Source organism: Pseudomonas sp. GM33 (genome assembly GCF_000282295.1).
Classification (GTDB): Bacteria; Pseudomonadota; Gammaproteobacteria; order Pseudomonadales; family Pseudomonadaceae; genus Aquipseudomonas; species Aquipseudomonas laurylsulfatiphila.
In genome coordinates this window covers 1-14445 of the sequence record NZ_AKJO01000100.1, presented here as the reverse complement: position 1 = coordinate 14445, position 14445 = coordinate 1, and the positions used below count along the sequence as shown (strand labels likewise).

Genomic DNA, 14445 nt, shown 5'->3' with positions numbered 1-14445 from the left:
TTTTTTTGAAAATAAGACAGCATCAAAAACACCTTCAGGAGCGGCGGGTCTGACCCGCCATGGACAGCCCTCGCCATGCAAAAACAAAAACTGATCGCCCTGTTTCCGGAAGCCAGTTTCGGCGCGGCCTTGAACTGCATTGGTATCGCTCAGTCGTTGCGCGAGCTGGGCGCCAGACCGGTGTTCATCTGCCACGAGCATTTCCAGGGGCTGTTCGCCGAATATGGATTCGACGAGTACCCGATTCCGCAAGTGAGCCCCTTGTCGGCGGCGGAACATCAGCACTACTGGGAACGCTTCATCGAGCGCAGCATTCCCTATTTCGACCAGACCCCTCTGGCGCAGATCGACAGCTACGTGGCGCCCGCCTGGGAAGCCATCATCGACACCGCCATCGAAGCGGAAAAACCCTTGCAGCAGCTGCTCGGCCGCCTCAAGCCAGACGTGATCGTGCTCGACAACGTGGTGATGTTCCCGGCCATCGCCAACGCCGGCTGCCCGTGGGTGCGGGTGGTGTCCTGCGCCGAGACCGAGCTGCCGGACGCTGCCGTTCCGCCGTACCTGTCTGGCTGCCTGGCCAGTGACACCGAAGCCTGCGAACGTTACTCCGAGCACTACCTCAAAGCGGTCGCACCGGCCCATGAACGCTTTTCGCAGTTTCTCCTGGGCAACCATACGGCGCCCTGTCCGGCGGGGCAGTTCCTCACCGATTCACCCTGGCTCAACCTGCTGCTGTCGCCGACGCCTGTGCGTTATGAACGCCGGCAGCCGCTCGATCCGCAGCGCTACGTCTACCTCGACGGCTGCGTACGCCGCGAAGCGCCGTACATCGTCCCGGACTTCCCACGGCACAACGACGCACCGCTGATCTACCTCAGCTTCGGCAGCCTCGGCGCTGCCGACACCGGGATGATGAAGCGCCTGATCAGCACGATCGAAACCTTGCCGTACCGTTTCCTGGTCAACGTCGGCGCCTACCGCGACATGTACACCACCGTGCCGGACAACGTGTACCTCGACAGCTGGTTCGCCCAGCCCGCCGTACTCAAGGAATGCGATGTGTTCATCCATCACGGCGGCAACAACAGCTTCTGCGAGGCGCTGTACTTCGGTTTGCCGTCGCTGATCATTCCCTATTGCTGGGACGGTCACGACAACGCCGCCCGCGCCGAGGAAGTCGGCGTCGGCCGCTACCTGCCGCGCTTCGCCGATCCCCTGGCCGCCCTGCCCGGCGCCCTCGAACAACTGCTGGCCGACCAAGCGATGAAGCAACGCCTCGCATCGTTCAGCTTGCGCATGCAGGCGACCCGCGGCACCGACATTGCCGCGCGCGCCATTCTCGACCTCTAGCCAAAACAACAAAAACCGTCGGGCAACCGAACGCAATCGTCGCTGCCCGACACACCGCCGGAGTTTCAGCATGAATGCCCCACCGCGTCTCGATGCGCTCGACCACGTCCTGCCCCATCCCTTCTGGCAGGACACTGTCACCCCACCGCCCGCCGCTCCCCCTGTCAGCGCAACCATGCAATGCGACCTGGCCGTGGTCGGTGGCGGATTCACCGGATTGTGGACGGCGCTACTGGCACGCCAGCGCAACCCCAAGCTGAGCATCGCGATCATCGAGGCCCGTCGTTGTGGCGGTGAGGCCAGCGGGCGCAATGGCGGGTTCTGCGCGCCAAGCATTTCCCATGGCGTGTCCAACGCCCTCAAGCGTTGGCCGGATGAAGCGCAGCAACTGATCCGCCTGGGCCGGCAGAACCTTGATGAACTGGCTGCCGATCTGGATCGCTTCGGCATGCAGGTCGAGTTCGAACGCCGGGGCAAGCTCAACGTCGCCAGCCAACCCTGGCAGGTCGGCGGACTGCGCGCCATGCAACGCAACTACGCGCGGTTCGGCATTGACTGCCAGTGGCTGGAAGGCCCTCAACTGGCACAGAAACTCGACTCCCCGGCCTACGTGGCAGGTCTGTTCGAACCCAACTACGCCCTGCTCAATCCGGCGAAAATGGCTGCCGAATTGCGCCGCGTATGCCTTGAGCAAGGCATTCAACTGTTCGAAAACAGCCCGGTGCTGCAACTGGATGCCCACAACGACAGCCTGCGCCTGCGCACGGCCGACGGCGAAATCATCGCCGGGCAGATCGCCCTCGCCACCAACATCGCCCCGCCGCTGCTCGGCCATCTGGCCTCGAGCGTGATCCCGGTCTATGACTACTCGCTGGTCACGGAGCCACTGCGCGATGAACAACTGGCCGCCATCGGCTGGACCGACCGATACGGCATCGCCGATTCCGGCAATCAGTTCCACTACCTGCGCAAGACCGCCGACAACCGCATTCTCTGGGCCGGCTTTGATGCCATCTACCATTTCGGCGGGCGCCGCGACGAGGCCCTGACCCAGCGCCCGCAAAGCTTCCAGCGCCTGGCCGAACAGTTTCAACAGACATTCCCTGCCCTGGGCGATGTGCGCTTCAGCCATGCCTGGGGCGGCATCATCGACACCTCGGCACGCACCACGATGTTCACCGGTTGCGAACATCAGGGCCGCGTTGCCTATGCCCTGGGCTTCACCGGGCAAGGGGTATCGGCCAGCCGTTTTGCCGCGCTGAACATGCTCGACCTGCTGGCCGGGGAACGCACTGAGCGCACCGAGCTGCTGATGACCTCCAAGGCGCCGTTCTGCTTTCCGCCCGAGCCGTTGCGTTATGTCGGCGTGAAACTGGCCCAGCGCTCACTGGCGCGGGAGGACCGCGACGGTCACCGCGACCTGCTGCTCAAGACCTTCGATGCCTTTGGCATCGGCTTCGATTCCTGACCCGGAGACCACCATGTCCACAGCCCTGCCCCGGCACGTCATAGACTTCGCCAGTGAGCTTGCCCCCCGTGACACCGAAATCAACGACCCGGCCGTGGTCGACGCGCCTTATCGCAGCAAGAGTTGGCGGCACTTTGTGGCGCCCGGGAAAAACGCCGTGGCCGGCATCTGGGAGGCGGGACCGCACCGGGAGCGTTGCCAGTGCGATTACGATGAGCTGTGCCACATTCTCGAGGGCACGGTGCGCCTGACCGATGCCGAAGGCGTCGCGTGCACGTTCGGCCCCGGTGATTCCTTCGTGGTCGCCAGCGGATTCCAGGGCACCTGGGAAAACCTCACCCCGGTGCGCAAGGTCTACTTCATCCTCGGCTAACCGCGCGATGAAAGGAGCACCAAACAACCTGTGGCGAGGGAGCTTGCTCCCGTTCGGCTGCGCAGCAGTCGCAAACCCTGTTTACCAGTTGATACCTGAGTGCTCAGATTTTGGGGCCGCTGCGCGACCCAGCGGGAGCAAGCTCCCTCGCCACAGGTGCCGGTGGTTTGTCCTTTAAGGGGTTACTGCCGTACCAGATTGCGCCCATTGCGCTTGGCCTGGTACAGCGCGTCGTCGGCGCGGGTCAGCAGGCTTTCCGGCGTGTCGCCGGGTTGTGCATGGGCCACGCCGAACGACGCAGTGATGGTGTCCAGCACGGTATCGGTGCCCCGGGCCTTGACCCGCAGCGACTGGATTTTCAGACGCAGGCGCTCGGCAAACGCACCCGCCGCCGCCAGATCCGGGCAATCCGTGAGCACCACGCAGAACTCCTCACCGCCGTAACGCGCCGCGAACGCTTCGCCCGACAGCGAGTCACGCAACACCCGGGCAACATGCTGAAGAACACGGTCCCCCAATGGATGGCCGTACTGATCGTTGAATTGCTTGAAGTGGTCGATATCCAGCATCACCAGCGCCACGCCGGACGCCGCGTCATTCATCGCCTGTTCAAGCTTGCGGTTGAAGGTGCTGCGGTTGAGCAATTCGGTCAGGCCATCGAGGGTCGCGGCCAGTTGGGCGCGCTCCAGCTTGTCGCGCAGGCTTTTGATCTCGTGTTGCGCCGACTGCAACTGGGCGAGGAAGTGTTCCTGCTGCCCCTGCATCAGCCGGGTGCTTTGTTGCAGCTGGATCAGGATGCTCGGCAAGCGCTCGCTGGCCGGCTCTTCGAGCATTTGCAGGTACTGGCCAAGGCTGGCCTGGAAGTTCTGGTTACCCTTCACGCTGCGCGAGACATCGCGCTCCATGTCGTCGACCAGGTTGATCGCTTCCTGCTGCCCGGAGCGGGCGTCCGCCAGTTCGTCGCGGATGATGTACTCGCGAAACAGCCTGGCCGCCGACTCCGGCGGGAAAGCGTCGAAATCGTTGACCACCCGGTCCAGGTGCCGGTTGAGTTCCGGCTCCTGGCCCTTGCTGTAGGTGTACCAGAGCGCGTAGTGCACCGGGTTGGGCGGAATGTTGTGACGAACCATCAGCGGCACTGCCTGCTTGAGCAACGCCGCTGCCTCACGGGAATCTTCTGGATACAGCGCTAGAACAGTCGCACGCGTGTCGGATTGGCTCATGGCTTCACTGTGGTTGTTTATCATTGGCGATCGGCAGGCTCGCTGAGCATAACCATACGCCCGACAAACGGCTATCCCGAATTACAGCCTCATTTCAACCCGGTACGCCTGTTCCAGCGTCCTTTATATGTTGCCCGACATCAGACTCGCCACGTTCTGCCGGCGACGGTAAGCGGTATCGCGGTTCGCCAGCCAGTAGTACAGCGGCGTCGTGACGATCAAACCCACCAGCCACGACAGATCCGCGCCATCGATATGCACTGCCACGGGGCCGGTGTAGATCGGCGTGTTCATGAACGGAATCTGCACCACGATGCCGATGGCGTAGGCCAGCAGCGCCTGCGGGTTGAAGCGCCCATAGATACCGCCGTCGACGCGGAAGATCGAGGCGATGTCGTAGTCACCCTTGTGGATCGCGTAGAAGTCGATGAGGTTGATCGCGGTCCACGGCACCAGCACCACCAGCAACGCCAGCACCAGGTCGACGAAGTGCCCGATGAAATCCGCCGAGGCGCCGATGGCCGCCACGCAGCAACCGGCGAGGATGATCAGCGACAGCACCGCCCGGCTCTGCGCGGTCGGAATCCAGCGGTGGGCGAAGGTTTGCAGCAAGGTGATCACCGAGAGCACCGCGCCGTACAGGTTCAGGGCGTTATGGCTGATCACGCTGAGCAGGAACAGCACCAGCATCAACGGGCCGATGGCACCGGTGGCGAGTTTCACCGCGTCCATGGTGTCCATGCCCACGGGCGTGGCCAGCACGGCGACGGCGCCGAACACGAAGGACAGGATCGAGCCCAGCGACGAACCCAGGTAGGTCGCCCAGAAGGTCGAGCTGACCTTGACGTCCTTCGGCAGGTAACGCGAGTAATCGGACACGTACGGCGCGAACGCGATCTGCCACAGCGCTGCCAGCGACACCGTGGCCAGCCAGCCGGAGATGTTGAAACTGCCGCGGGTGAGGAAGTCATCGGTCTGCACGTGGGTCAGGATGTAGCCGAAGCCCAGCACGATGCCCAGGCCCAGCACCCAGGTGCCGATGCGATTGAGCACATGGATGAAGCGGTAGCCAATGATGCCGATGATCCCCGAACCGAGGCCGCCGAGGACGATGCCCACCGATACCGGCACACTTTCGACCACGCCATGCAGCGACTTGCCGGCCAGGACGATGTTGGAGGCAAAGAAGCCGATGTACATCACGCCGGCAATCACCACCACCAGCAACGCGCCCAGGGAACCGAACTGCGCGCGACTCTGGATCATCTGCGGAATGCCCATCTGCGGGCCTTGCGCCGAGTGCAGCGCCATCAGCACCCCACCGACCAGGTGGCCGACGATGATCGCGACAATGCCCCAGACCAGGTTCAGGTGGAACAACTGCACGCCGAGCGCACCGGTGACGATGGGCAACGGCGCGATATTGCCGCCGAACCACAGGGTGAACAGATCTTTGACCTTTCCGTGGCGATCCTCAGGAGGGACGTACCCGATCGTGTGTTTCTCGATGAGCGGGGCGGATGAAGCGGTGGTGGACATGACGAACTCCAAGGCAAGGATGAGTACGTGTTCGTACTTCGGTGTGCGCAAACGGGACGGCGCATTTCTTGTTGGAGACGATCATGGACAAAGAGCGCGGGGAGGAAAATTAGTTAATTTGTGCCTTTAAACCTTAAAAAAGATTGCGCAGTAATGGCCATTTATCAGCAGGAAAAACCAATAAAATTCCGAACGACGAAATCCCTGTGGGAGTGAGCCTGCTCGCGATGGCGGTGGACCAGTCAACGAAGATGTTGGATCTGATGGCCTCATCGCGAGCAAGCTCGCTCCCACAGGGTCCTGTGTGCGCCACACTTTGTGGGAGCGGGCTTGCTCGCGATGGCAGTGGACCAGTCAATGAAGATATTGGATCTGATGGCCTCATCGCGAGCAAGCTCGCTCCCACAGGGTCCTGTGTGCGCCACACTTTGTGGGAGCGAGCTTGCTCGCGATGGCGGTGGCACATCCAGCATCGATGTGACTGACATACCGCCTTCGCGAGCAAGCCCGCTCCCACAGGGGGTTATGCGGTGCCTGTATCAGCGTGCAGCCCAGGCGTTGAAGCGCTGTTCAAGCTCTTCGCCATGGTCGACCCAGAACTCTGCGTCCACCGCCCGGGCGCCGGCCAGGTTGGCTTCGGCGGTTGGCAGTTGTTCCTGCACGTCCTTGGGCAGCAGCGGCAGGGTCTGGCGATGCACCGGCCCGTAGGGGATGCTTTCCGAGAAGACTTTTTGCGTCTGCGGCTGGCTGGCGAACGCGATGAAGTTTTCCGCCAGTGCCTTGTTCGGTGTGCCTTTGACCACCGCCCAGTATTCCGGGTCGTACAGGCTTTGCGGCCAGACGATGCTCAGCTTCATGCCTTCCTTTTGCGCCGAGGCGATCCGGCCGTTGTAGGCCGCGCTCATCACTACGTCGCCGGCCACCAGCCATTGCGCCGGCTGGGCGCCCGCCTCCCACCACTGGATGTTCGGCTTGATCTGGTCGAGCTTGGCAAAGGCCCGGGTCACGCCTTGTGGGGTGTTCAGGACCTTGTAAATGTCATCCGCCTTGACGCCGTCGGCCAGCAAGGCGATTTCCAGGGTGTACTTGGCGCTCTTGCGCAGGCCGCGCTTGCCCGGGAAGTCGGCGACGTTCCAGAAGTCCGCCCAGGATTGCGGCGCCTTGGCCTGCTTGCTCTGGTCATAGGCCATGACCATCGACCAGACGTAAGTGGCCACCCCGCATTCGGTCAGCGCACCGGGCACGAAGTTCGCCGAATCACCGAAGCGCCCGGCGTCAAGCTTCTCGAACAGCCCCTCCTCACAGCCGCGCAACAGCTCGGGGCTTTCGACTTCCACCACGTCCCAGCTGGTGTGACCGGCCGAGACCATGGCCTTGATCTTCGACAGCTCGCCGTTGTACTCACCGGCGATGATGTTGCCCGCGCCGCTGGCGTTGAAGGGCTGGAAGTAGGCTTTATCCTGGGCCTGCTTGGTAGCACCACCGAAGGAAATCACGGTGAGGTCCTGGGGGGCCGCCCATACACTGGCACTCAACAACGCCAGGGCAAACGGAACACTGCAACGCAAGGATCTGGACATGGATCGCTTCCTCGAAAGTATGGGTTCGCACACTGACCAATGCCGATTCGTCACCTGTAGGAGCCGGCTTGCCGGCGATGGCGGCGGATCGGTCAAAACCGATGTCGCCTGCCAAATCGCTATCGCCGGCAAGCCGGCTCCTACAGGTGATTGAGCGGAATCAGCCCTGTTGACCCATTGTTGTTATTGCTCACTCAGATACACCGCCAGGCGATCCATCAGGCGGTCACAGGCCGCCATCTGGTCGACGCTGACAAATTCATCGGGCTTGTGCCCCTGGTCCATGCTGCCGGGACCGCAGACCACGGTCGCAATCCCGGCCTGATTGAACAGCCCGCCTTCGGTGCCAAAGGCCACGGTGCCGAAATCATCGCTGCCGCACAGCTCGGCAATCAGCCGGGCGGCGGCGCTGTCGGCGGGTGTCGCCAGGCCCGGATAGGCCGAGATTTTTTCAAAGCGAATGGCGGTATCGGTGTCCACGGCCTGCATGGCCGGCAGCAACGTCTGCTCGGCGTAGTCCTGCAACTCATCGACGACCACTTGCGGAGCGAAGTCCGGCAAGGCGCGGATCTCGAAATCGAAACGGCAGTCCGCTGGCACGATGTTCAGCGCCGTACCGCCCTGGATCACGCCGACCTGCACGGTCGAGAACGCCGGATCGAAGCGCTTGTCGTGCAATGACGGCCGGGCCAGGGTGGCGCCGATGTCGCCCAGCCGACCGATCAGGCGCGCGGCCTGCTCGATGGCATTGACCCCATAAGGCGCGTAGGCCGAATGACAGGCCGCACCACGCACGTGGCAACGCATCGCCAGCTTGCCCTTGTGGCCGAGCACCGGCTTGAGCTCGGTCGGCTCGCCGATCAAACACAACGCCGGAGCCGGAATGCGTTGGGGCAACACCTCCAGCAAACCGCGCACGCCAAGGCAGCCGACCTCTTCGTCATAGGAAAACGCCAAATGCACCGGGCGCTTCAAAGGGCTGGCGAGAAACACCGGCACGGCGGCCAGCACCGAGGCCAGATAGCCTTTCATGTCCGCGGTGCCACGACCGTAAAGCTTGCCGCCCGCCTCGCTCAAGTTGAACGGCTCGACCGTCCAGGCCTGGCCGTCCACCGGCACCACATCGGTGTGACCGGACAGCACGATGCCGCCGGCCACGCTCGGGCCGACCGTGGCCAACAGATTGGCCTTGGTCCGCTCGGCGTTGTAGATCAGTTCGCACGCCACGCCCAGCCCGTGCAGGTAGTCACGCACGAACTCGATCAGCTCGAGGTTCGAATCGCGGCTGACCGTGGCGAACCCAATCAATCGCGCGAGCATGGCGCGGCTGCGCAACTCACTCATCGCCGGGCACTCCATAGGCGGGGGCTAGGGTCGGATTGAGCGCGCGCGTCAGGTAGTCCTGCAATTGCGGCTCGTAGGCCGTCCACAGTTTGCCCAGCTCGCCGATCGGGTTTTCATCGGCCCAATCCACCCGCAGGTCGACAATCGGCCAGGTCAGGTCACCGACCACCGACAACGCCGCCGAGTGCACCGCGCCCGCTTCGCCGCCGGCGTCCTGCCCGGCCTGCAAGGCGTTCATCAGGCGGGTGGCGAGGCAGCCTTCGCTGTTTTCGAAGGCCGCGACCATCGCCTCGATCACCCCACTGTTGGCCAGCAGATTGCCGGCTGCCACGCATTGGTCTCCGGCCACCGCGTTGTTGATGCCCAGCGCATGGTTGCCGCTGAACACCGCCGTACGCCCATGGGCATCCACCACCGCCACCTGGCGGTACTGGCTGTAGCCGTTGCGGGTCAACGAGTGGTCCAGCGCCTGGGGCGGCGCCGAGCCGTTGGCCAGTTCATCGAGGATCTGCGGGCCGAGGGCCGGCAGCGTGATGTTCTGGCTCGACACCGCGCCGACCCCGGCACGCAGCCAGGGGCAGCGCGCACCGACGGCGATGCTCGAAGAACTGATGGCAATGCCCAGCTGGCCGGTCTCGGCGCAGCGACCCACGATGGAAAAAGTCATGGCGAAGTCCTTATTCAGGGATAACGGCAATCACGTCGATTTCCATCAGCCACTGCGGCTGGCCGAGGGCACTGACCACCAGCCCGGTGGAAATCGGGAACACACCCTTGAGCCACTTGCCGACCTCCTGGTACACCGGCTCGCGATAGCGCGGGTCGATCAGGTAGGTGGTGGTCTTGACGATGTGGCTCAGGTCGCTGCCCGCCTCTTCCAGCAATTGCTTGACGTTGCGCATGGCCTGTTCGGCCTGGGCGCGCGGATCACCGAGGCCCACCAGCTGGCCGTTGAAGTCGGTGCCAACCTGACCACGCACATACACGGTATTGCCGGCGCGCACGGCCTGGCACAAATCGTTGTCCAGCGTCTGGTTCGGGTAGGTGTCTTTGGTGTTGAACATGCGGATGCGGGTATGAGTAGGCATTAACGAACTCCCATGAGGCTGGCTTTCTGAACAGGTGCGCGGGCGGCGTCGGCTTGACGCTGGGTCGCATCCCGATAGTTGAAATAGGTGTGCTGTTTAACGATGTGATCAGCGATGTGCTTGGCGTCGTGCCAAACGCCCCAGATGAACGCGGAGCCACGACGGGACTGCCACGGCAACCCGACGAAATACACGCCGGGCTCGGCCGACACGCCGCGCTGGTGCTGTGGCTTGCCGTTCTCCTTGAAGGCATCGACCTTCAGCCAGCTGTAGTCGGTGGAGTAACCGGTGGCCCAGATGATCGTGGTCACGCCGGCCTTGACCAGGTCCAGTTCCAGGATTGGATTTGTCACGCAATCCGGATCGGCCAGCATGGCCCGGGCTTCCGGTTCCAGCGGCAGGTCGAGGCCATTGCGTTCGATATAGGCGTCGGCCTTGTCGAGCAGCGCGAGGTAGTTTTCATCGCCACGGCGGATGTTGTCGGCGAGGTTGTTTTCGAAACTCACCACAGCGCCATTGAATGATTGAGTCAGGCCGACCAGGGTCATGCCCTGATGCGCCAGGCGGCGGAAGTCCACGGTGTGGCCGCCACGGGCACCGCTCACGGCGATGGTCACGTGTTCCTTGCCCGGCTGCATGGCCTCGGCATCCCACTCGCCCAGCACCCCCAGCCACCAGCAGAAATCGCGGTTGCGATAGGCGCGCGGCGGACGGTCGTGGGCGCCGACCGAGAGGTAGACCTGTTTGCCGGAACGTTGCAGCTCATCGGCGATCTGCACGCCCGACGACCCGGCGCCCACCACCAGCACGGCGCCTTCGGCCAGTTGCTGCGGGTTGTAGTACTGGGCGGAGTGAATCTGGCTGATGCCGGCCATTGACGGGGCAATCGGCGGTATGGCCGGACGCTGGAACGGGCCGGTGGCGACCACCACGTGGCGGGCCTCGATCACGCCATCAGAGGTTTCAACGGTGAAACCCGGACGGTCGGCATTACGTTGTACGCTCTTGACTTCAACACCGGTGCGGATCGGCGCGTTGAACTTGCGGGCGTAGGCTTCGAAGTACTCGGCCACCTGCTCTTTGCCGGCGAAGGCGTCCGGGTCCAGGCCATCGAACTCCAGGCCCGGAAAGCGGTCGTGCCAGGCAGGACCGTTGGCCACCAGCGAATCCCAGCGGCCGGTGCGCCAGGCTTCGGCGATACGGTTGCGCTCCAGCACGAGGTGGGGCACACCGAGTTTGCTCAGGTGTTCACTCATGGCCACGCCGGCCTGGCCGGCGCCAACAACAAGCGTATCAATTACGGTTTTATCAACTGTCATGGCTGTGCACTTCTGAAAGGTGGTTTGATTCAGGTCGGTCATGGCTGCCGCCTCGATTCTGATCACTGTTGTTCTTCTGCTGCGGCTATCGGTATCAGGGTGTTGGCCGCATTCTGTTCGGAGCCGGGAAATAGCGAAATTATGTTTTTTGTGGTTGCTGGCGAGGAAAAAGCGTCGAGGTGACCGGCTGGCCGTGCGAGGTTGCGGTCGACCCGATCCCGGCCTATGGTCCAAGCGATGCATTGCCCGCGACCGGCGCGAAGACCCGGCGCGGATTGCTGTCCATCCAGTGCGGATCCACGCAAGGAGTGATGACATGCCCGACTATTCCCGTCCTGCCGTACTCGAACTGATTGGCAATACCCCGCTGGTACGCGTCAGCCGGTTCGATACCGGTCCCTGCACGCTGTTTCTCAAACTCGAATCACAGAACCCCGGCGGTTCGATCAAGGACCGCATCGGTCTGGCCATGATCGACACCGCCGAACGCGACGGTCGCCTGCGCCCCGGCGGCACCATCGTCGAAGCCACCGCCGGCAACACCGGCCTGGGCCTGGCCCTGGTCGGCCGCGCCAAGGGCTATCGCGTAGTGCTGGTGGTGCCGGACAAGATGTCCACCGAGAAGGTCCTGCACCTCAAGGCCATGGGCGCCGAGGTCCACATCACCCGCTCCGATGTCGGCAAGGGCCATCCCGAGTACTACCAGGACGTCGCCGCGCGGTTGGCGGCGGAAATTCCCGATGCGTTCTTCGCCGACCAGTTCAACAACCCGGCCAACCCCCTGGCCCACGAATGCAGCACCGCGCCGGAGATCTGGGCGCAAACCCAGCATGATGTGGACGCCATCGTCGTCGGCGTCGGATCGGCCGGCACCCTCACCGGCCTGACCCGCTTCTTCAAACGCGTGCAGCCGGACCTGGAAATGGTCCTGGCCGACCCGGTCGGTTCGGTGATGGCTGAATACAGCCGCGGTGGCACCCTCCCCACCCCCGGTTCCTGGGCGGTGGAAGGCATCGGCGAAGACTTCATCCCGTCGATTGCCGACCTGTCGAGCGTGCGCCACGCCTATTCGATCAGCGACGAGGAAAGCTTCGACCATGCCCGCCAGTTGCTGCGCGCCGAAGGCATACTCGGCGGCTCGTCCACCGGTACCTTGCTGGCGGCGGCGCTGCGTTACTGCCGCGAACAGACCCAGCCGAAACGGGTGGTGAGCTTCGTCTGCGACACCGGTACGCGTTACCTGTCGAAGGTCTACAACGACCAGTGGATGAACGATCAGGGCCTGCTGCAACGCAAGCACTACGGCGACCTGCGCGACCTGATCGCGCGGCGTTTCGAGGATGGCCGGGTGATCAGCGTCGGCCCCGACGACACCCTGCTCACCGCATTCCAGCGCATGCGTCTGGCGGACGTGTCGCAATTGCCGGTGCTGGTGAAGGGTCAGCAACTGGTCGGCGTGATCGACGAGTCCGACATCCTGCTGGGGGTGCATGAAGACGTTGCGCACTTCCGTAAAACCGTGGCCAGCGCCATGACCGACAAACTGCAGACCCTGTCCCCCGCTGCCACCCTGGCGGAACTGGAGGCCGAGCTGGGCCGTGGGCTGGTGGCGATCATCCAGGATGCCTCGGGTTTCCACGGCCTGATTACCCGAACCGACATGCTCAACCATTTGCGGAGATCCCTGCCATGAGTCAACAGGACAAAAACGCCCCGCCTCAGGGCTTCGCCACCCGGGTGATCCATGCCGGGCAAACGCCGGACCCATCGACCGGGGCCTTGATGCCGCCGATCTACGCCAACTCCACCTACCTGCAACAGAGCCCCGGGGTGCACAAGGGCCTCGACTACGGGCGCTCGCACAACCCGACGCGCTGGGCCCTGGAGCGCTGCGTGGCCGACCTCGAAGGCGGCACCCGGGGCTTTGCCTTCGCCTCGGGGCTGGCAACCATTTCCACGGTGCTGGAACTGCTCGATGCCGGTTCGCACGTCGTCTCCGGCAACGACCTGTACGGCGGCACCTTCCGCCTGTTCGACAAGGTGCGCCAGCGCAGCGCCGGGCATCGCTTCAGCTTTGTCGACCTGACCGACCTGGCGGCGTTCGAGGCGTCCCTGCAGGACGACACCCGCATGGTCATGGTCGAGACCCCGAGCAATCCGCTGCTGCGCCTCACCGACCTCGCCGCCATCGCCCGCACCTGCCGCGCGCGCGGCATCATCTGCGTGGCCGACAACACCTTCGCCAGCCCGTGGATCCAGCGCCCGCTGGAACTGGGTTTCGACATCGTGCTGCACTCGACCACCAAATACCTCAACGGCCACTCCGACGTGATCGGCGGCATCGCCGTGGTCGGGCAGAACGCCGAACTGGCCGAGCGCCTGGGCTTTTTGCAAAACGCCGTCGGTGCCATCGCCGGGCCGTTCGACGCCTTCCTCACCCTGCGCGGGGTGAAGACCCTGGCCCTGCGCATGGAACGCCATTGCAGCAACGCACTGGAACTGGCGCAGTGGCTGGAGCGTCAGCCGCAAGTCTCCCGGGTCTACTACCCCGGCCTGCCCTCGCACCCGCAGCACGAACTGGCCCAGCGGCAAATGCGCGGATTCGGCGGGATGATCTCCCTCGACCTCAACAGCGACCTGGCCGGCGCCAAACGCTTCCTCGAGAACGTGCAGATCTTCGCCCTGGCCGAAAGCCTGGGCGGCGTGGAAAGCCTGATCGAACACCCGGCGATCATGACCCACGCCACCATCCCGCCCGATACCCGGGCAGAGCTGGGGATTGGCGATGGGTTGGTGCGGTTGTCGGTGGGGGTTGAGGACGTCGAGGACTTGCGCGCAGATCTGGCGCAGGCGTTGGCGCGGATGTAAGCAACCTCAATGGCAGGACACAGCACAACCTGTGGGAGCGGGCTTGCTCGCGAAGACGGCGGCACATCCAACATCGATGTGACTGACACACCGCTTTCGCGAGCAAGCGCGCTCCCACAAGTCTTTTTTTGGCCTTGAGGGTTGGTGCGGTTGTCGGTGGGGGTTGAGGATGTCGAAGACTTGCGCGCGGACCTGGCGCAGGCGTTGGCAAGGATGTAAGCAACCTGAATTGTAGGACACAACACAACCTGTGGGAGCGGGCTTGCTCGCGAAGACGGCGGCACATCCAACAT

Annotated in this window: 14 protein-coding genes; 7 read left to right on the top strand and 7 right to left on the bottom strand. The window is 63.6% G+C overall.

Translation table 11 applies throughout. From position 1 onward, the window contains the following. The first annotated feature begins 75 nt into the window (after window positions 1-75). From PMI26_RS10670 to PMI26_RS10680, 3 genes are all read left to right on the top strand, one after another. Window positions 76-1350: a nucleotide disphospho-sugar-binding domain-containing protein gene (locus PMI26_RS10670; RefSeq protein WP_007976107.1), complete on the top strand. Its 1275-nt coding sequence runs from the start codon at window positions 76-78 to the stop codon at window positions 1348-1350. A 70-nt stretch (window positions 1351-1420) separates the two neighbouring features. Beyond that, complete coding sequence (locus PMI26_RS10675) at window positions 1421-2818, top strand: NAD(P)/FAD-dependent oxidoreductase (protein WP_007976104.1); 1398 nt, start codon at window positions 1421-1423, stop codon at window positions 2816-2818. Window positions 2819-2831: 13 nt separating this feature from the next. Then, window positions 2832-3191: a cupin domain-containing protein gene (locus PMI26_RS10680; RefSeq protein WP_007976102.1), complete on the top strand. Its 360-nt coding sequence runs from the start codon at window positions 2832-2834 to the stop codon at window positions 3189-3191. Between the two features lie 182 nt (window positions 3192-3373). Here PMI26_RS10680 and PMI26_RS10685 read toward each other — a convergent pair whose 3' ends face one another. From PMI26_RS10685 to PMI26_RS10695, 3 genes are all read right to left on the bottom strand, one after another. Beyond that, on the bottom strand, window positions 3374-4414 hold the full coding sequence (locus PMI26_RS10685) for a GGDEF domain-containing protein (protein WP_157222278.1): 1041 nt from the start codon (window positions 4412-4414) through the stop codon (window positions 3374-3376). Window positions 4415-4537: 123 nt separating this feature from the next. Continuing rightward, the gene (locus PMI26_RS10690; protein WP_007976098.1) at window positions 4538-5953 is read right to left on the bottom strand and encodes a purine-cytosine permease family protein; all 1416 of its coding nucleotides are present in this window, start codon (window positions 5951-5953) and stop codon (window positions 4538-4540) included. 539 nt (window positions 5954-6492) lie between these two features. Further along, on the bottom strand, window positions 6493-7533 hold the full coding sequence (locus PMI26_RS10695) for an ABC transporter substrate-binding protein (RefSeq protein WP_007976096.1): 1041 nt from the start codon (window positions 7531-7533) through the stop codon (window positions 6493-6495). Here PMI26_RS10695 and PMI26_RS31455 point away from each other — a divergent pair. Then, a complete protein-coding gene (locus tag PMI26_RS31455) occupies window positions 7532-7687 on the top strand; it encodes a hypothetical protein (protein WP_157222277.1) in 156 nt (51 codons plus the stop codon). The genes PMI26_RS10695 and PMI26_RS31455 overlap by 2 nt on opposite strands. 29 nt (window positions 7688-7716) lie before the next feature. Here PMI26_RS31455 and argE read toward each other — a convergent pair whose 3' ends face one another. The 4 genes from argE to PMI26_RS10715 are packed head-to-tail and all read right to left on the bottom strand — an operon-like array spanning window position 7717 to window position 11326. Next, window positions 7717-8877, bottom strand: coding sequence for an acetylornithine deacetylase (gene argE, locus PMI26_RS10700; protein WP_007976094.1), 1161 nt, complete (start codon window positions 8875-8877; stop codon window positions 7717-7719). Then, window positions 8870-9544: a DUF1028 domain-containing protein gene (locus PMI26_RS10705; protein WP_007976091.1), complete on the bottom strand. Its 675-nt coding sequence runs from the start codon at window positions 9542-9544 to the stop codon at window positions 8870-8872. The genes argE and PMI26_RS10705 overlap by 8 nt, the downstream gene beginning before the upstream one ends. A gap of 10 nt (window positions 9545-9554) precedes the next feature. Then, window positions 9555-9965, bottom strand: a complete 411-nt coding sequence (locus PMI26_RS10710) for a RidA family protein (protein WP_003201555.1) — start codon at window positions 9963-9965, stop codon at window positions 9555-9557. After that, complete coding sequence (locus PMI26_RS10715; protein WP_007976082.1) at window positions 9965-11326, bottom strand: flavin-containing monooxygenase; 1362 nt, start codon at window positions 11324-11326, stop codon at window positions 9965-9967. Before PMI26_RS10715 ends, PMI26_RS10710 begins: the two co-directional genes overlap by 1 nt. Window positions 11327-11600: 274 nt before the next feature. Here PMI26_RS10715 and PMI26_RS10720 point away from each other — a divergent pair, with 274 nt between their 5' ends. The 3 genes from PMI26_RS10720 (at window position 11601) to PMI26_RS32390 (ending at window position 14371) form a co-directional block, all read left to right on the top strand. Continuing rightward, a complete protein-coding gene (locus PMI26_RS10720) occupies window positions 11601-12977 on the top strand; it encodes a pyridoxal-phosphate dependent enzyme (RefSeq protein ID WP_007976080.1) in 1377 nt (458 codons plus the stop codon). Next, window positions 12974-14152 (top strand): trans-sulfuration enzyme family protein, encoded by a 1179-nt coding sequence (locus PMI26_RS10725; protein WP_007976078.1) that lies wholly within the window; start codon window positions 12974-12976, stop codon window positions 14150-14152. Before PMI26_RS10720 ends, PMI26_RS10725 begins: the two co-directional genes overlap by 4 nt. Window positions 14153-14296: 144 nt before the next feature. Further along, window positions 14297-14371, top strand: coding sequence for a PLP-dependent transferase (locus PMI26_RS32390; protein ID WP_236169628.1), 75 nt, complete (start codon window positions 14297-14299; stop codon window positions 14369-14371). The last annotated feature ends 74 nt before the right edge of the window (window positions 14372-14445 follow it).